The sequence below is a fragment of the Niveispirillum sp. FG148 genome (assembly GCF_057809655.1).
Genome location: NZ_JBMDKJ010000034.1, coordinates 35,291 through 52,141, shown reverse-complemented (window position 1 = coordinate 52,141; position 16,851 = coordinate 35,291). Strand labels below are relative to the sequence as shown.

The window sequence follows — 16,851 nt, the reverse complement described above, 5'->3', positions numbered from 1 at the left end:
AATCAGAGTGGCTCGCAATTGCAGACGCTATAGTCTGTGCATTGAGACAGCCCAGCCAGGAACAGTTTAACGATGATGATCGCCATTCCCGACGTCCTGACCGCCGAACAGGTCCGGACCTGCCGTCAGATGCTGGATGCGGCCGATTGGGTCGACGGCAAGGTCACGGCCGGATTCCAGTCCGGCAAGGTCAAGGACAACAGCCAGTTGCCGGAAGGCCATCCCGTGGCGCGGGAACTGGGGCAGGTGATCCTGGACGCGCTGTCGCAGAATCTGCTGTTCATGTCGGCGGCGCTGCCGTCGCGGGTGTTTCCGCCGCTGTTCAACCGCTATGAGGGCGGTCAGCATTTCGGCGCCCATGTCGACAATGCGGTCCGTCAAGCACCGTTCGGCGGCCCCCGGGTCCGCACCGACCTGTCCTGCACCCTGTTCTTCAGCAATCCGGACGAATATGAGGGCGGGGAACTGGTGGTGGAGGACCTCTACGGCCATCACGCCGTGAAGCTGCCGGCCGGTCATATGGTGATGTATCCCAGTTCCAGCCTGCATCATGTCCGCCCGGTCACGGCCGGCGCGCGTGTCTGTTCCTTCTTCTGGCTGCAAAGCATGGTGCGCGACGATGGGAAGCGGCGCATCCTGCTCGACATGGACATGGCCATCCTGTCGTTGAACAAGGACATGCCCGACCATCCGGGCATCTTGTCGCTGACCAACAGCTATCACAACCTGCTGCGGCGCTGGGTCGAAGTGTGATATCCCATAGCCCGCATATCGGTGCATGGTGGGGATAACGGCGGGCATGGCGGAACCGATCAAGATGGCAGACATCGCCCGGCTGGCGGGCGTGTCCGTTTCCACCGTGTCGCGCGCGCTGGCCGGCTCTTCCCTGGTGCCACAGGCCAAGCGGGACGAGATCCTGGCCATCGCGCAGTCCCAAGGCTATGTCGTCAATGAACAGGCCCGCAATCTGCGCCTGAAAAAGACACGGACCATCGGCATCGTCATCCCGCTGGGACATGAGGTCGGGCAGCTGATCTCCGACCCGTTCTTCATCGAGCTGCTGGGACGGCTGGCCGACGAGATCACGGCGCGGGAATATAACGTGCTGCTGACCAAGGTGGCCCGGCCGGAGCCCGGCTGGCAGGATCGGCTGATCCAGTCGCAGCGCGCCGATGGCCTGATCGTCATCGGGCAGAGCGACCAGCATGAAGCGCTGAATGCCGTTGCCCGCACCTATCTGCCGCTGGTGGTCTGGGGCGCGCATCTGCCCCGTCAGACCTATTGCTCCGTCGGGTCGGACAATGTCGGTGGCGCGCGGGCGGCGGTCGAACATCTGCTACGGCTGGGCCGCCGGCGCATCGCCTTCCTGGGTGTTCCCGATCTGCCGGAAGTGGGGCTGCGCCTGCAAGGTTACCGCCGTGCCCTGGAAGCCGCCGGCATCACCCCTGACCGGGCCTTGATGGCGCCGGCCCATTTCACCGTCGACACCGCCTATGACACGGTGCGCGGCCTGATTGACAGCAAGGTGGCATTCGACGCCGTGTTCGCCGTCTCCGACGTCATCGCCATTGCCGCCATCAAGGCCCTGAAGGCGTCCGGCCTGCGCGTGCCGGAGGATGTGGCCGTCGTGGGCTTCGACGATATCAATATCGCCGCCTATATCAGCCCGCCGCTGACCACCATCCACCAGGATCTGGCCCGCGGCGCCAAGGTCATGGTGGACCTTCTGTTCCGCCGGATGGAGGGGGAGAACACCCCGTCTGCCACCATGCCGGCGGAACTGGTCATCCGCAAATCCTGCGGCGCCTGACATTTTTTACCTGAACATCCAGACAATAACCCCCGTCAGCACGATCAGCAGCAGCGACAGCACGCGGTAATTCTGCCAGAGCGGCTGCGTGGCCAGCTGGCGTGTCTCCGACCGGTAATCCTCAGGCGTCCACAGCAGCGGCTGCACCTGTGCGGCCGACGGGGGGGCCGTCAGCAGGCTGGCCACGATGATGGCGGCCAGGGCGATGAAGAACAGCAGGGTCGCGGCCAGCAGGAAATGCAGATGCAGGCTGCCCGACACCTGGATGGCATGGAACAGCAGTCCACCCGCCAGGATGCCGACCACCACGCCAGCCCGTGCGCCGGCTGTATTGGCACGCGGCCAGAAGATGCCGGCCAGGAACAGGGCGACGACCGGCGGCACAGCATAGGCCAGGATGGCCTGCAGATACTGCCACAGCGTGGTGGAGAAGCTTTCGACCACCGGCACCCAGGCCACTGACAGCACCATGAAGGTGATGGTGGTAATGCGGCCGATGCGCACCAGCGAGGCCTGGGAAATGCCGGGGTTGAACCGCCGCACGAAATCCATGGTGACCAGCGTGGAGGCCGAATTGAAGGTGCTGGCGATGGACGACATGATGGCGGCCAGGAACCCGGCCACGACCAGACCGATGACACCCACGGGCAGCAGGTCGAAAATCAGGGTCGGATAGACCAGATCCGGCCGGTCCAGATGCGGATAGAGCAGGATGGCGGCACTGCCCGGCAGCACCATCAGGAACAGCACCGGCAGCTTCAGCAGGCCCGCGAACAGGCTGCCCCAGCGGCCATGGTTCAGATCCTTGGCCGACAGCACACGCTGGACCATGAACTGGTTGGTGCACCAGAAATAGAGCCCGATCAGCGGCACGCCTGAAATCAAGCCCGTCCAGGGCAGGTCGGGGTCGCTGGCCGGACGGATCAGGCTCATCTTTTCGGCCGATACGGCAGCCATGACGGCATCCCAGCCGCCGGCCTTGTCAAAGGCGAAGAATGCCACGAAGACCGACGCCCCCATCAGGATCACCGCCTGCACCACTTCCGTCACCAGCACGGCCTTCAGCCCGCCCGCCGCCGTATAGGCGCCGGCCGCCAGGGCCAGCAGGCCCGCGATCTGCCACAACGGTACATCGGGCAGCACCAGCTTGAACATCAGCGCTCCGCCAAACAGCGTGCCGGCGGTATCGACGATGATGTTCAGAAAGATGGTCAGGCCTGAGAAATACAGCCGGATGGAGCCGTCATACCGCCGCTCCAGGAATTCCGGCATCGTATAGACCTGACTGCGCAGGATCACCGGCAACAGGAACAGGCAGAAGAAGACCAGCACGACGCTGGCCATCCATTCATAATTATAGACGGCGATGCCGGCCGCATAGGCCGCCCCGGCCAGTCCGATCAGGGTGGTGGAGGAGATGTTGGACGCCAGTAGCGCCAGACCGATGGTCGGCCAGGTTGAACTGCGCGACGCCAGGAAATAGTCACTGGCCGTGGTCGTCCGCCGCGCGGCAAACAGGCCCAGCGCCACGACGGCAACCAGATAAATCCCGATGATGGCGGCATCAAGCCCCGCCAGCTGGCCCAGTCCCTGCGGCATCACATCCTCCCCTGGCACGGCATGTTATCGGCACCGTGTCTCATTGGGGACAACATACGGCATTTTTCGATCTTTGCAAACGATTGCATTGCGAGTTTTGTCGAATTCCGGACATTGGACGGATTGGGGACGGATTGGGCTCACGCAGACAGCCTGACGCGGTTCCGTCCCGCCGTCTTGGCCGCATAAAGGGCAGCGTCGGCCCGATTGAACAGCCCCGTCTGGGTCTCGGTGGCGGGACGCCCCTGGGCGACACCTATGCTGACCGTCACCACCAGGCTGGTCCCTTCCAGATGGATGGGCACATTTCCCGCCGCATGCCGGATCCGCTCGGCAACGATGCAGGCGGCGGCGGCATCGGTATGCGGCGTCAGGACCACAAACTCCTCCCCGCCATAGCGCGCCAGCAGGTCGGTATCCCGCATCTGCTCCTTCACACGCCGGGCCACCTCGCGCAGCACCGTGTCGCCGACCAGGTGGCCGTAGGTGTCATTCACTTCCTTGAAATTATCGAGATCCAGAATCATGACACAGAAGGGGTGACCGTGCCGCAGGCTGGCGCTCCATTCATGGTCCAGCCGCTCCATGAAGGCGCGCCGGTTGAAGATGCCGGTCAGCGGGTCACGCGTGGCCAGATCGGCCAGGCGATCATTGGCCTCGCGCAGGCTCTGGGTGCGCTCCGCCACCTTCGCTTCCAGTTCGCGCTTGGCCTCGCTCAGCTTGGCAATACGCGCACGCTCGATCAGCATCACCATGCTGGCCCCGGCCGTCAGCGCCAGGATCAGCCCCATGAACCGCACCCAGGGCCATTCGTACCAAAGATGGGGTACCGCAATGATGAAGGCCCGCTCCGAAATGACACCCGCGTCCCGGTCACTGACCCGCAGCCGCAGCGTATATTGCCCCGGTGGCAAGTTGGTATAGACGGCGGCATGGCGGTCACGCTCCGCCTCCATCCAGTCCAGGTCGAACCCCTCCAGCTTGTATCCGTAACGCAGGTTGGGCCCGGCCGCGAAATCCATCAGGCTGAATTCGACTTCCAGCCGCCGGTTGTCGGTCGGAACGCGAATGACACGCTGGCCCATGGGCAGGTTCAGGGCGCTGGCATTGACACTGCGCCCGCCTGCGGTAACCGCCGTGACCGCCAGCGCATCCTGGAAAATATGACGGCGGATCTGCGATGGCTGAACCAGGGTGATGCCGTTGGCCCCGCCAAACACCAGCCCGCCATCATGCAGCGCCGTCACCGACCCCGGCAGGTAGGAGGAGACATTGCCTGCGGAGGTTGGATCAAGCCGTGCCACGCTGAAATCCTGCGTGTCGATAGCGGCCAGACCATTGTCGGTACTGGCCCAGATGCGACCGTCGGAACCCAGGATCAGGGCGGAGACAGCGTTGCTGGGCAAGCCTTCACGCTGGGTCACCGACTTGAAATGCAGTTTCTCGTCCGTTGGCTGGCCCGCCGTCAGCAAGGCGACGCCGCCGCCCACCGTGCCCAGCCACAGCCGCCCCTGTCGGTCATGGACCAGGGCCGAGACATAGTCGTGCGGCAGGCCGTCGGGCCGCCCGGGCTCCCGGTGGAAATGCCGGAGACGTCCGTCCGGCATCAGGATGTTCAGGCCGTTGGCCGTGCCGATCCAGACATGCCCGGCATCGTCGGGCAGGATGGCCCAGACCTCGTTGTTGGACAGGGCCTGACCATCACCATCGCTGTTGGTGGTATAGCTCCGCACCGCGCCATCGGACAGCGTTTGCCTGAACAGCCCGTAATAGGTGCCGACCCACAGATGGTCTTGCGTGGTGTGAAGGGCGGTGATGTCGCGTCCGATCGTGCCGGGGATCGGCATCGCCGCAAGGCTGCCGGGCGCGGCACCGGGATGCAGACGCGACAGACCTGCCGATCCGATCCAGACCGCGCCCGATGCATCGCCAGTGATGGCATAGACGGGCGTGCCGCCGGGATTGCCGCCATCCACCCCGCCGCCGAACGGGGTGATGTGGCCTGTCTCAAGATCCAGCCGGTCCAGTCCACCCTCGTCCAGCCCCAGCCACAGCCCGTTACGGCTGTCGGTCCACAGGCTCCAGGTGTCGCGGCCGGAAAAACCGCGGGTATGGCCGGTCGCGATGCTGGCTATGCCGGACGGCACCGAATCATGCCGCGACGCGCCCATGTTGCTGGCCACCCAGATGACGCCGCCGCGGTCCTTGATCAGACCGCGGGTGAAATTACCCCTCAGCGCCCGCGGAATATTGGGGTCGGAGCGGATCAGCCGAAGCTGGTCCTGTCCAATGTCATATTCGGCGATGCCGCCGCCGAACAGCGACAGCCACAGCACGCCCGGGCGCTCCTCCACGATTCCGCGCACCGTGCTGCGGCCCAGCGAAGTATCGATACCCGTCAGGGTCGGGTGGCTCTGGGCACGGTCGCTGCCAGGGGCGATGCTGACCACGCCGCCACCATTGGTGCCGATCCACAGCCGGCCCTGTGCATCCTCAAAGAATGACCAGACGCCGGTGGCCAGGGCGCTGACGGCGGCGGGCTCTCCGTCCAGCATCCGCCATTCGCTACCGCCGGCGCGGCGGATCGCCACCCCCCGCTCGGTCCCTGCCCACAAGGTGCCGTGCTGGTCAAGGAAGACGGCGAAGACGTAGCCGGTGGGAAATCCCTTGTCGCCGGCGCGCACGCGCTCCCGCACCTCAAGCCCCGGACCAACACGGTCCAGGCCCGCCACGGTCGCCACCCAGACGCCGTCGCCCCCATCCGATGCCAGCGCATAGACCTGGACGTGGCCCAGCCCCTCCGGCCCGGCCCCCAACGTGCGGAAACTGTCGGTGCGCGGGTTGTAATAGGCAATGCCGGCGGTATGGGTCCCCAGCCACATGCCCCCATCGGGTGCTGGTTGCAGCGCCCGCACGAAGCCGTTGGGCAAGGATTGCGGATCGGCCGGATCATGTTCAAACGTGCGAATCCGGTTGCCGTCATAGCGATTCAAACCGCCCAAGGTACCGATCCAGATGAACCCGGTCGTATCCTGCGCCAAGGCCATGACCGTGTTGTTGGACAGGCCGTCCAGGGTGGTCAGCGTTTCGAACCCGACCTCTGCCCGCTGCATCAGGGTTACCGACGGCTGCCCAGCCCTGACCTGAACGGCGTAAGAACAGAGAAAGAAGATGGCAGCAACCAGCAGATGGTGTTGCCAGGACGGACTGGCAAACGGTCTCTCCCCCCTGAGGTCAGTGAAGAACCACACCTGGCGCCCCTCTTGCCGCACGTTCCCCCACTCCATCGGCTATCCGGTACCGCCCGGCAGTCTCAACTTCGGGAAACTTCGGGGGAACTGAAATTAAGGATAGTATGGATACCAGGATATGGCTAGCGACCGCTATTGCAAGTGGCCATTATCAGATACAAATAATCGTGCAAAGGTTGTGATGCGACATCAAGCCCACCCTTGATCCATGTCATGGTCGCCAGTTGGTGCGGCCCTATCATGGTTCGGTCATAAAAACGAAATCAGGCGCGGACCAACGCTTGATAGAGGAAACGGAATGCTGAAACTGAAACGGGTCGGCATCGGCACCAGCCGGGAAAATGTCGCCTTCCTGTCGCGGGCCTGCACCACCTACCGGGCCGCCGCCTTTGAGGGCCAGGAAAAGGTGGAGGTGGTGACCAATGGCAGCCGCCTGGTCGCGGCGCTGAATATCGTGGACGATCCCGCCATCCTGCCGCCCGACTGCCTGGGCCTGTCGCAACAGGCCTTCGCCCGTTTCGGGAAGGAGGAGGGGACGATGGTCCGCCTGGACCATCCCCATCCGCCCAAAAGCCGCGAAGGTCTGCACGCCAAGATCGAAGGGCGCGAACTGGACGAGGCATGCTTCCGCGCCATCATCGACGACATCGCCCATCACCGTTATGGCAAGGTGGAGGTGGCGGCCTTCCTGGTGGCCTGCGGTTCCTTCATGACCACGGCGGAAACTCTGGCCCTGACGCGGGCCATGGCCGATGCGGGTGAACATCTGCATTGGGGTGACGCGCCGCTGGTGGTGGACAAGCACTGTATCGGCGGCATTCCGGGCAACCGCACCTCCATGATCGTCGTGCCCATCGTGGCCGCGCATGGCCTGCCCATCCCCAAGACCTCGTCGCGCGCCATCACCTCGCCCGCTGGTACCGCCGACACGATGGAGGTGCTGGCCAATGTCGAGGTCGACCTGATCTGCATGCGCGACATCGTGCGCGAGGTGAAGGGCTGCCTGGTCTGGGGCGGGCATGTGAAGCTGTCGCCGGCCGATGATGTGCTGATCTCTGTCGAACGCCCGCTGAACATCGACACGCGCGAACAGATGGTGGCCTCCATCCTGTCCAAGAAGAAGGCGGCCGGCTCCACCCATCTGGTCATCGACATGCCCGTCGGGCCCAGCGCCAAGGTCCGCAGCCCCGAAGACGCAGCCCGCTTGCGCAAGCTGTTCGAATATGTGGGCGACGCCATCGGACTGACCCTGCGCGTCACCATCTCCGACGGGTCACAGCCCGTGGGCCGCGGCATCGGCCCCGTGCTGGAGGCGCGCGATGTCATGGCCGTGCTGGAGAACCGCCGGGAGGCGCCGGTCGACCTGCGCGAACGCTCCCTGGCCCTGGCCGGCCGCATCCTTGAATTCGATCCGGCGCTCCGCGGCGGGGCCGGGTTGGCCCGCGCGCGTGAATTGCTGGAAAGCGGGGCGGCACTGAAGACCATGCGCAAGATCATGGAATTGCAGGGACCGCCACCCCGCGCCACCGCCATCGGCGCCTTGAAGCGCGAGGTCCTGGCCGACCATGACGGCAAGGTGGCATCCATCGACTGCTACCGTCTGGCCCGGATCGCGCGTCTGGCCGGCGCACCGTTTGATCCCGGTGCCGGCATCGACCTGCTGAAGAAAGTCGGCGACACGGTGCAGGCGGGCGAGCCGATCTATCGCATCCATGCGGAAAAGGAAGTCGAATTCCGTTTCGCCTGCGGCCTCGCGGCCGAGGCATCGGGTTATGCCGTCGGTCAGGTCTCCTGACCGCCGCCGTGCGGCCCGTGCCGCGTGAGCCAAGGGCGCGGAGGCGCCCGCCCGGCGACTGAAGGAACATGCATAAAGCCGTGACAAACGGCGTTGGAGGTTTCAATTGAGCATCACGACAGGCGTGGCCGGCGATCCGACCATCACCTTCCATGGCGCCGCCGGCGGCGTCACCGGGTCCTGCTTCCTTGTCCGCTACCAGGGGGGAACACTGCTGGTCGATTGCGGCATGTTCCAGGGCAGCAAAAGCGTGCAGGAACTGAATTACCGCGACTTCCCGTTCGATCCGACGGAACCGAGGGTCCTGTTGCTGACCCATGCCCATATCGACCATAGCGGCCTGATCCCGAAACTGTACCGTCATGGCTTCCAGGGCCGCATCATCACCACCAAGGGCACGGCCGACCTGCTGACCTTCATGCTGCCCGACAGTGGCTTCATCCAGGAAAGCGAGGTCCGCCACCTGAACCGCCGCAACCGCCAGCGCGGCGGGCGGGAGGTGGAGCCGATCTATACCCAGGCCGATGCCGAGCGTGTGCTGACCCGCATCGACGCCGTCGACCGCGATGTCTGGGTGGATGTGGCGCCAGGCGTGAAGGCCCGCTTCTGGGATGCCGGCCATATCCTGGGCTCCGCCTCCATCGAACTGGAACTGCCCGGCGCCGAAAAATCCGTGCGTGTACTGTTCTCCGGCGATATCGGACCCGGCGACAAGCCGTTCCACCCCAATCCCGAAGGCCCGGTCCGCCCGGACTGGCTGGTGGTGGAATCCACTTATGGCGGCCGTGACCGGCCCATCATCACCGCCGATGAACGCCGCGCCCTGCTGGGGCAGGAATTGAAGGACGCGCTGGCCCGTGGCGGCCCTGTCATCATCCCGGCCTTCGCCGTGGAACGGACCCAGGAACTGCTCTATGACCTGGACCGGCTGTTCGATGAGGGCGTGCTGCCCACGGTCAATGTCTTCCTGGACAGCCCGCTGGCCATCCATGTCACCCGCGTCTTCGACCGGCATCTGCCGGAGATCAACGCGGAGGGCACGCCCGCCCCGTTCTCCCGCCGCAACCTGCACCTGACGGAGGATGTGGAAGCCAGCAAGCGCCTGAACCGCATCTCGGGAGAGGCGATCATCATCGCCGCCAGCGGCATGTGCGAGGCAGGCCGCATCCGCCACCACCTGAAGAACAATCTGTGGCGACAGTCGGCAACGGTGCTGCTGGTGGGCTATCAGGCGCCCGCCACGCTGGGCCGGCTGTTGCAGGAAGGCGTCAGCCGCGTGCGCATCCATGGGGAAGAGGTGCAGGTGCGGGCCAGCATCCGCACGCTCGACACCTATTCCGGCCATGCCGACCGCTCCCACCTGCTGCGCTGGACCCTGGACCGGCTGCCCGTCTCGGGCGGCATCTTCGTGGTGCATGGGGAGGATCAGGAACGCGCCGCCATGAAGGCCGGGCTGGAAGCCGCCGGCATCGACGGGGCCAAGATCCATGTGCCGGCACTGGACAGCGAATGGGCCCTGGGCGAGCGTGGTGCCGCCACGGTGGAAGCCAAGGTGGCTCCGCGTGCGGCACCCACGGCCAAGGACTGGCACAACGACTATGCCGCCACCATGCTGGCGCTGGCCGAAAAGGTCCGCAACGAAAAGGACGACGCCACGCGCGCGGAACTGCTGGCCAGGGTCAAGGCCGTGCTGGGCATCAATGGGGTGGGCAAGTAGGGGGGTATGGCCGCAGACGCGCCATCGAAAGCAGCCTGGACCAGCCCGTAGGTCGGGGTGAGCGTCAGCGAAACCCGACAAACCACGGTGCCAATGATGTCGGGGTTCGGCACCGCCGCACCCCGACCAGGCGTTTTGACCAAAAGTTTACCAATCTTATGGATTGTCTGGTTGACACCGAAATGCTCCCTTACCGTCATTCCCGCGCAGGCGGGAATCCAGCGTGAGGCGCGATCAGGGCCGATATGACAGACCCCATATCGCAGCAGACGCCGCTTATGCTGGATCCCCGCTTGCGCGAGGATGACGGTTGAGAACGTGAGACTGAATTCTATATAAACCTGATGAATTCCAACCAACGGTCAAGCGTTCCCGCCGCGGAACCGATCAGCATCTACGCCCGTCGATCATTGTCCAAACCGTCTGACCACCCTATGGAAGAGCGGCAAAATGGCGTCTGATCCGAAACCCATCTTTAGCTGGGACGACACAGTGAAGGTTCGACTGTCCGCACCTTCCAATCTCAGGCCAGGCAATCTAGCGTCGGTGGTTGGCATATCTCTCCAGGCCGAACGCACGGATGAATATCTCCACCAATTTCCTCACGGTATCGTTTACACGATCGAATTCGAGGATGGGTCAGACGCTCAGATCGAAGAAAGCCTTCTAGAGCGCAGTGCTTTTCCATCAGAAAACCACCCAATCTAAGTTTCTATATTTTGATTGAATTGAATTAACAAGGAAAATCGCCCTAAAAATGCTGCTCCCAATCCATACGAGCATGGAGAATACGGACGATATCAATACCGCCAGCAACAAGGCGGTAGAAAAGAAGATGAGACCCCGACGGATACTTATAATAACCGTCCCGAATTTCGGGGCACGCCCGCCCCATGGCCGGATTCCCAGCAAGAATACCCATATGTTGCCAGAGCTGGCTTGTATATTGCTCCGCCTGCGCCGTGCCCCAACGGCTTGCCGTATCGTCCCAGATAGTTTCCAAGTCGCGTTGTGCGCGGGGCGAAAGAAGGATCATTCCAGTCATGCGTCCGGCGGGCTGGCGCTGCGTTTGCGGGCGACGAAGGCCTCCATATCAAACGGAACGGAAGCGCCGCTCTGCTCGCCCTCAATCAGGGCGGCACGCAGGGCGGCAAGCCTGACTTCCTGTTCTTCCAGCAGCCGCAGTCCGGCGCGCATGACATCACTGGCATTGCCGTAACGGCCCTGCTGGACCTGGGCCTCGACAAACGCGCTGAAATGCGCCCCAAGGCTGACCGACGTATTCTTTGCCATCAGAACATACTCCTTGGTCGAAAGTTACCAAAGATTGGTATTACTGACAAGCTGCGGATGCAGCGCCGGCGCTTGAGGACAATTAAAAGCGAGAGCGATCAGTGTAGGTCAGGTCGGGCCGAAGCCCGAGCCCTGACATGCAAGCGGCACTGTCGCCCGTCAGGGTTCGGGCTTCGCCCTCACCCTGACCTACGCCTGCCCTCCACTTGGCGCTGGCCACCCTGAACCGGAAAACACCTACCCCAGCATCTCCTCAACCGCCTTGCCGCACGCCGCCGTGGACGCCGTGCCCCTCAGGTCGCGCGTGCGCAGGGCCGGTTCGGCCAGCGTGCGTTCGATGGCTTTGACGATGGCGTCCGCCGCCTGCTGTTCGCCCAGATGTTCCAGCATCATGGCCGCCGACCAGATCTGGCCCACCGGGTTGGCGATGCCCTGGCCGGCAATGTCGGGGGCGGAGCCGTGGACGGGTTCAAACAAAGACGGGCCGGTCCTGTCCGGGTTGATATTGCCCGACGGGGCAATGCCGATGGTGCCCGTGCAGGCCGGGCCCAGATCGGACAGGATGTCGCCGAACAGATTGGACCCCACCACGACATCGAACCGGTCGGGATTCAGCACGAACTGCGCCGTCAGGATGTCGATATGGTACTTGTCCCAGCGCACATCGGGATAATGCGCCGCCATCGCCTCCACCCGCGCGTCCCAATAGGGCATGGTGATGGCGATGCCGTTGGACTTGGTGGCCGATGTCAGGTGCCGGTCGGGCCGGCGGTTGGCCAGCTCGAACGCATAGCGCAGCACGCGGTCGACGCCGTGACGCGTCATCACCGTTTCCTGGATCACCACTTCCCGGTCGGTGCCGGCGAACATGGTGCCGCCCACGGACGAATATTCGCCCTCCGTATTTTCGCGCACGATCCAGAAATCGATGTCGCCCGGCTGACGCCCGGCCAGCGGGCAGGGCACGCCCGGCATCAGCCGGACGGGGCGCAGATTGACATACTGGTCATATTCGCGGCGGAACTGCAGAAGCGACTGCCAGAGCGAGATATGGTCCGGCACCTTGGCGGGCCAGCCGACGGCACCGAAGAAGATGGCATCGGGCTGGCCGATCTGCGCCTTCCAATCCTCCGGCATCATCCTTCCATGCTTCAGATAATAGTCGCAATTGGCAAAGTCGTGCCATTGCTGCTCCACCGTGAACCCATACAGGCGCGCGGCCTTTTCCAGGATACGCACACCCTCGGGCATCACCTCACTGCCGATGCCGTCGCCGGGGATGACGGCGATCTTATAGGAACGCTTGGGTGCCATGGCTCAGTTCGCCTCGTGCAGCTTCAGGCCACCGATATGGAAGGCCTTGGTTTCCAGATATTCCTCGATGCCCGTCGGCCCGCCCTCGCGGCCCAGGCCCGATTGCTTGATGCCGCCGAAGGGGGCGACTTCCATGGCGATCGACCCGGTATTCAGCGCCACCATCCCGGCCTCCAGCCCCTCGGCAATGCGGAAGGCCCGGTGCAGGTTTTCGGTATAGAAGTACGCGGCCAAGCCATAGGGCGTGGCGTTGGCCAGTTCCAGGGCCTGGCGTTCATCCTTGAAACGGAACAGCGGCGCCACGGGGCCGAACGTCTCCTCCGCTGCCAGACGCATATCGGCCGTGGCGCCCGTCAGCACGACGGGGGTGGCGAAGCGCGCTCCGGCACCGCCCTTGTCGGCATGGGCGAACATTGTCGCGCCCTTGGCCAGGGCGTCATCGACATGGGCTTCCACCTTGTCGATGGCGGCGGCATTGATCAGGGGACCGATGGTCGTGCCCGGCGCATCGCCGCGTCCGACGCGCAGCGCCGTCACGGCCGCCGCCAGCTTCTGCGCGAAGGCGTCATAGACACTGTCCTGCACCAGGATGCGGTTGGCGCAGACACAGGTCTGGCCGGCATTGCGGAACTTGCTGGCCATGGTGGCGGCAACGGCCACATCCAGATCGGCATCGTCGAACACGATCAAGGGTGCGTTGCCGCCCAGTTCCAGCGACAGGCGCTTCACGCTGTCGGCGCACTGCGCCATCAGCAGCGACCCCACCCGCGTCGATCCCGTGAAGGACAGTTTGCGCACCAGGGGCGATCCGGTCAGGGCCGACCCGATATCGCGCGGCAGGCCGGTGACGACATTGACCACGCCGGCCGGGAACCCCGCCCGTTCGGCCAGCACGGCCAGGGCCAGCGCGCTGAACGGGGTCATTTCCGACGGCTTGATGACCACGGGGCAGCCCGCAGCCAGGGCCGGCGCGCATTTGCGCGTGATCATCGCGGCCGGGAAATTCCAGGGCGTGATGATGGCCGATACGCCGACCGGTTCCTTCCAGGTCAGGATGCGGCGGTCGGCGTCAGGTGCCGGGATCATGCCGCCATAGACGCGCCGCCCCTCGGCCGCGAACCATTTCACAAAGCTGGCGGCATAGCGGATTTCGCCCGCGGCCTCGGCCAGGGGCTTGCCCTGTTCGGCTGTCATGATCCGGGCCAGATCGTCGGTATGGGCCAGGATCAGGGCGTGCCAGCGCTCCAGCATCTCGGCCCGCGCACCGGCCGTCAGCGCGCGGAAGGCGGGCCAGGCGGCGTTGGCGGCGTCGATGGCGGCCTGGGTGTCGGCCGCGTCGCAATTGGGCACGGCACCGATGATGGAACCGTCGGCCGGATTATCGACATCCAGCATGGCGAGGCTTGATGCCTGCCGCCACTGCCCGCCAATGAAGGCCGACTGCCGGAACAGGCCGGTGTCGGCAAGGTTTGGTTTGTGGGTCATCCCAATGCCTGCGTGACAAGAGAGAAACTGTGGAGTGTGTCGTCTTTGGCCAGAGGCTTGCCCTTCACCATGCGGGTGACACGGCCAACCCGTTGCAGGCCCAGTTCATCCAGCCAGGCCGAAAGACCACTGTCGGCCCGCACATCGACGCGGCAGAACATGCCCGCATTGGCCCCCAGCCAGTGGGAGATCAGGGCCTTCGCCCCGCCCAGATCGGGTGCCACGGTGGGGCCGACCGTGTAGCCGCGGCCGAACCTGCGGAACAGGGCGAAGCCCGCCACCTCGTGCTCCCGGGTCAGCATGACGCCAAGGGCGCTCTTATCCATGGTTGCCATCAGGCGGCGGCGGTCCATGCCGGTGGCGCGGGCATCCATCTCCGGGATCAGGTCGATATCGCGCTGACCCATCGGGCGCACCCGCTCGTTCGGCAGCAATTCGGGCAAGGGCACGGAAAAGGCCGTGCCCTGGTGCTGGAACACCTCGCCATCCTCGACAAAGCCCAGCGAACGATAGAGCGGCAGCCCCTCTTCGGTGGCGTGCAGCATCACCGTGCGCTCGCCCAGGATGTCCAGCACGGCACTCATCAGCCGGCGCCCGATGCCCAGCCCCTGGGCCGCGGGCGAAACGATGACCATGCCCAGCGTGCCGGCCGCCGGCCCGAACAGCCAGCACATGGCAGTACCCAGGATCGACCCGTCGCGTTCAGCCACCACGCCCTGGCCGAACTCCAGGAAGAACTGCCAGTCTTCCAGCCGGTGCGGCCAGTTCAGTTCACGCGAAAGCGCGTGGGCCTGTTCCAGATCCCCGTCGGTCATCGCCCGCAACCGCACCCCGGGCTGCGTCCCCTTTTCCATCGGACTGGCTCCTTCGCAAACTGTCCGGATTGTGCGGACGCGGCATGAACTGCTGCGCCCGCACAATCCCGGAAACCCATATGTCATGCGGTCAGAATAAGCGTGGGCGCATGGCATTCGCTGCCGGGATGTGGGTTTATTCAGAAGATTGTGGCGTCCTTCTTTGCGCTGTTCCCGATCAAATGCCGCCCCGCCGGGTCTATCCATGACGCCATTGGATAACCAGCCGGAAGCGACGACCGATGACGCATTTCAACCCCGACAGCCTTGTCCTGCCCGCTGGTTCCAACTTCGTGGCCGGTCATCGCGTGACCGGTAATGGCCCCGGCATCCAGGTGCGCCGCCCGTCGGATGCGCGCGAATATGCCCTGCTGGACAGCGCCGGCCCCGATCAGGTCGATGAAGCCGTCGCCGATGCCTACCGCGCCTACCGCACCAGCGGCTGGGCCAAGGCCGACCCGCGCCAGCGCATGCGCGTGCTGCGCCGCTGGGCCGATCTGGTGGAAGAAGCCGTGGGCGAACTGGCCCCGCTGGAAGCCGTCGGCTCCACCCGCACCATCGCGGAAGCCACGGCCTGGGACGTGCCCTATTCAGCCGAATGCATCCGCTTCTTCGCCGAATTCGCCGACAAGATCGGGGGGGAGGTCGCCAATACCACGCCCGATAAGCTGGGCCTGACCATCACCGAACCCTATGGGGTCGTGGCCGCCATTGCCCCTTGGAACCTGCCCATCGTCATGGCCATGTGGAAGGTGGCACCGGCCATCGCGGCCGGCAATTCGGTGGTGCTGAAGCCATCGGAAATGACACCCTTTTCCATCGTCCGGCTGGCCGAACTGGCGGTGGAGGCCGGATTGCCGGCCGGCATCTTCAACATCGTCCAGGGTGATGGCCGCGCCGTGGGCGACCGTCTGTGCCGCCATCCGCTGGTGGCCAAGGTGACCTTCACCGGCTCCACCCGCACGGGTGCGGCCATCATGACGGCCTGCGCCCAGACGGGGCCGAAGCCGGTGACCCTGGAACTGGGCGGCAAAAGCCCGCAGCTGGTCTTCGCCGATTGCCATGATCTTGAAAAGACGGCCGGCATCGTGGCCCGCGCCATCACCTTGAATGCCGGGCAGGTCTGTGTCGCCGGCTCCCGCCTGCTGGTACAGGAAAGCGTGGCTGATCAGGTGCTGGACCTGATCACAGCCCGGTTCCAGGCGCTGAAGCCGGCACCGACCTGGGACGCGACCTCCACCCTGTCCCCCATCATCAGCCACCCGCAACTGGACCGGATCGACGGTATTGTCGGCCGCACGATGGCCAATGGCGCGCGGGTGGTGACGGGCGGCAGCCGGGCACCGACACCGCAGGACGGTTCCTATTTCCTGCCCACCATCCTGGCCGACGTGACACAGGAAACCGAAGCCGTGCGCGAGGAAATCTTCGGCCCCGTCCTGACCATGCAGACCTTCCGGGATGAAGAGGAGGCCTTCAATCTCGCCAATGACAGCCAGTTTGGCCTGGCCGCCGGCGTCCATACAGGTGACGTCGCCCGCGCCCTGCGTGCCGTACGTTCGCTGGAGGCCGGCACCGTCTGGGTCAACCGCTATGGCCGCTCCAACGACTTCATCCTGCCCACCGGTGGCTTCAAACAGTCCGGCATCGGCAAGGATCTGGGCCGCGAGGCCTATATGGCGAACTTGAAGGTGAAGACGGCGCTGGTGGAGTTTTGAGGGCTCCAACGGGTT

At 64.6% G+C, this 16,851-nt stretch carries 12 protein-coding genes; 5 read left to right on the top strand and 7 right to left on the bottom strand.

Features of this window, described 5'->3' with window-relative positions; all coding sequences use genetic code 11:
• Window positions 1-72: 72 nt before the first annotated feature.
• Complete coding sequence (locus ACODTW_RS24430) at window positions 73-753, top strand: Fe2+-dependent dioxygenase (RefSeq protein ID WP_488948747.1); 681 nt, start codon at window positions 73-75, stop codon at window positions 751-753.
• Between the two features lie 46 nt (window positions 754-799).
• Window positions 800-1,810: a LacI family DNA-binding transcriptional regulator gene (locus ACODTW_RS24425; protein WP_488948746.1), complete on the top strand. Its 1,011-nt coding sequence runs from the start codon at window positions 800-802 to the stop codon at window positions 1,808-1,810.
• 6 nt (window positions 1,811-1,816) lie between these two features.
• Here ACODTW_RS24425 and ACODTW_RS24420 read toward each other — a convergent pair whose 3' ends face one another.
• Window positions 1,817-3,409 carry a sodium:solute symporter gene (locus ACODTW_RS24420; RefSeq protein WP_488948745.1) on the bottom strand — a complete coding sequence of 531 codons (1,593 nt, stop codon included), beginning with the start codon at window positions 3,407-3,409 and terminating at the stop codon, window positions 1,817-1,819.
• A gap of 140 nt (window positions 3,410-3,549) precedes the next feature.
• Entirely contained in the window at window positions 3,550-6,522 is a 2,973-nt protein-coding gene (locus ACODTW_RS24415; RefSeq protein ID WP_488948744.1) for a ligand-binding sensor domain-containing diguanylate cyclase, read from the bottom strand.
• A 436-nt stretch (window positions 6,523-6,958) separates the two neighbouring features.
• Here ACODTW_RS24415 and ACODTW_RS24410 point away from each other — a divergent pair, with 436 nt between their 5' ends.
• Complete coding sequence (locus ACODTW_RS24410; RefSeq protein WP_488948743.1) at window positions 6,959-8,455, top strand: thymidine phosphorylase family protein; 1,497 nt, start codon at window positions 6,959-6,961, stop codon at window positions 8,453-8,455.
• A gap of 106 nt (window positions 8,456-8,561) precedes the next feature.
• Window positions 8,562-10,172, top strand: coding sequence for an MBL fold metallo-hydrolase (locus tag ACODTW_RS24405; protein WP_488948742.1), 1,611 nt, complete (start codon window positions 8,562-8,564; stop codon window positions 10,170-10,172).
• Window positions 10,173-10,923: 751 nt separating this feature from the next.
• Here the strand turns inward: ACODTW_RS24405 and ACODTW_RS24400 are convergent.
• The 5 genes from ACODTW_RS24400 to ACODTW_RS24380 all read right to left on the bottom strand — a co-directional run bounded on the left by ACODTW_RS24400 (window position 10,924) and on the right by ACODTW_RS24380 (window position 15,118).
• Window positions 10,924-11,208, bottom strand: coding sequence for a type II toxin-antitoxin system RelE/ParE family toxin (locus tag ACODTW_RS24400; protein WP_488948741.1), 285 nt, complete (start codon window positions 11,206-11,208; stop codon window positions 10,924-10,926).
• Between the two features lie 5 nt (window positions 11,209-11,213).
• Window positions 11,214-11,465, bottom strand: a complete 252-nt coding sequence (locus ACODTW_RS24395) for a type II toxin-antitoxin system ParD family antitoxin (RefSeq protein WP_488948740.1) — start codon at window positions 11,463-11,465, stop codon at window positions 11,214-11,216.
• A 237-nt stretch (window positions 11,466-11,702) separates the two neighbouring features.
• Complete coding sequence (locus tag ACODTW_RS24390) at window positions 11,703-12,779, bottom strand: tartrate dehydrogenase (protein WP_488948739.1); 1,077 nt, start codon at window positions 12,777-12,779, stop codon at window positions 11,703-11,705.
• Window positions 12,780-12,782: 3 nt separating this feature from the next.
• Entirely contained in the window at window positions 12,783-14,264 is a 1,482-nt protein-coding gene (locus tag ACODTW_RS24385; RefSeq protein WP_488948738.1) for an NAD-dependent succinate-semialdehyde dehydrogenase, read from the bottom strand.
• Window positions 14,261-15,118, bottom strand: a complete 858-nt coding sequence (locus ACODTW_RS24380) for a GNAT family N-acetyltransferase (RefSeq protein ID WP_488948737.1) — start codon at window positions 15,116-15,118, stop codon at window positions 14,261-14,263. Before ACODTW_RS24380 ends, ACODTW_RS24385 begins: the two co-directional genes overlap by 4 nt.
• A 242-nt stretch (window positions 15,119-15,360) precedes the next feature.
• Here ACODTW_RS24380 and ACODTW_RS24375 point away from each other — a divergent pair, with 242 nt between their 5' ends.
• Window positions 15,361-16,836, top strand: coding sequence for an aldehyde dehydrogenase family protein (locus tag ACODTW_RS24375; protein ID WP_488948736.1), 1,476 nt, complete (start codon window positions 15,361-15,363; stop codon window positions 16,834-16,836).
• Window positions 16,837-16,851: the final 15 nt, after the last annotated feature.

What these genes read in the sequence shown, in the direction of transcription:
- ACODTW_RS24420 (WP_488948745.1), bottom strand. Translation starts at nt 3,409, where the DNA reads ATGCCGCAGGGACTGGGCCAGCTGGCGGGGCTTGATGCCGCCATCATC.
- ACODTW_RS24400 (WP_488948741.1), bottom strand. Translation starts at nt 11,208, where the DNA reads ATGATCCTTCTTTCGCCCCGCGCACAACGCGACTTGGAAACTATCTGG.
- ACODTW_RS24410 (WP_488948743.1), top strand. Translation starts at nt 6,959, where the DNA reads ATGCTGAAACTGAAACGGGTCGGCATCGGCACCAGCCGGGAAAATGTC.
- ACODTW_RS24390 (WP_488948739.1), bottom strand. Translation starts at nt 12,779, where the DNA reads ATGGCACCCAAGCGTTCCTATAAGATCGCCGTCATCCCCGGCGACGGC.
- ACODTW_RS24425 (WP_488948746.1), top strand. Translation starts at nt 800, where the DNA reads ATGGCGGAACCGATCAAGATGGCAGACATCGCCCGGCTGGCGGGCGTG.
- ACODTW_RS24375 (WP_488948736.1), top strand. Translation starts at nt 15,361, where the DNA reads ATGACGCATTTCAACCCCGACAGCCTTGTCCTGCCCGCTGGTTCCAAC.
- ACODTW_RS24395 (WP_488948740.1), bottom strand. Translation starts at nt 11,465, where the DNA reads ATGGCAAAGAATACGTCGGTCAGCCTTGGGGCGCATTTCAGCGCGTTT.
- ACODTW_RS24380 (WP_488948737.1), bottom strand. Translation starts at nt 15,118, where the DNA reads ATGGAAAAGGGGACGCAGCCCGGGGTGCGGTTGCGGGCGATGACCGAC.
- ACODTW_RS24415 (WP_488948744.1), bottom strand. Translation starts at nt 6,522, where the DNA reads ATGCAGCGGGCAGAGGTCGGGTTCGAAACGCTGACCACCCTGGACGGC.
- ACODTW_RS24430 (WP_488948747.1), top strand. Translation starts at nt 73, where the DNA reads ATGATGATCGCCATTCCCGACGTCCTGACCGCCGAACAGGTCCGGACC.
- ACODTW_RS24385 (WP_488948738.1), bottom strand. Translation starts at nt 14,264, where the DNA reads ATGACCCACAAACCAAACCTTGCCGACACCGGCCTGTTCCGGCAGTCG.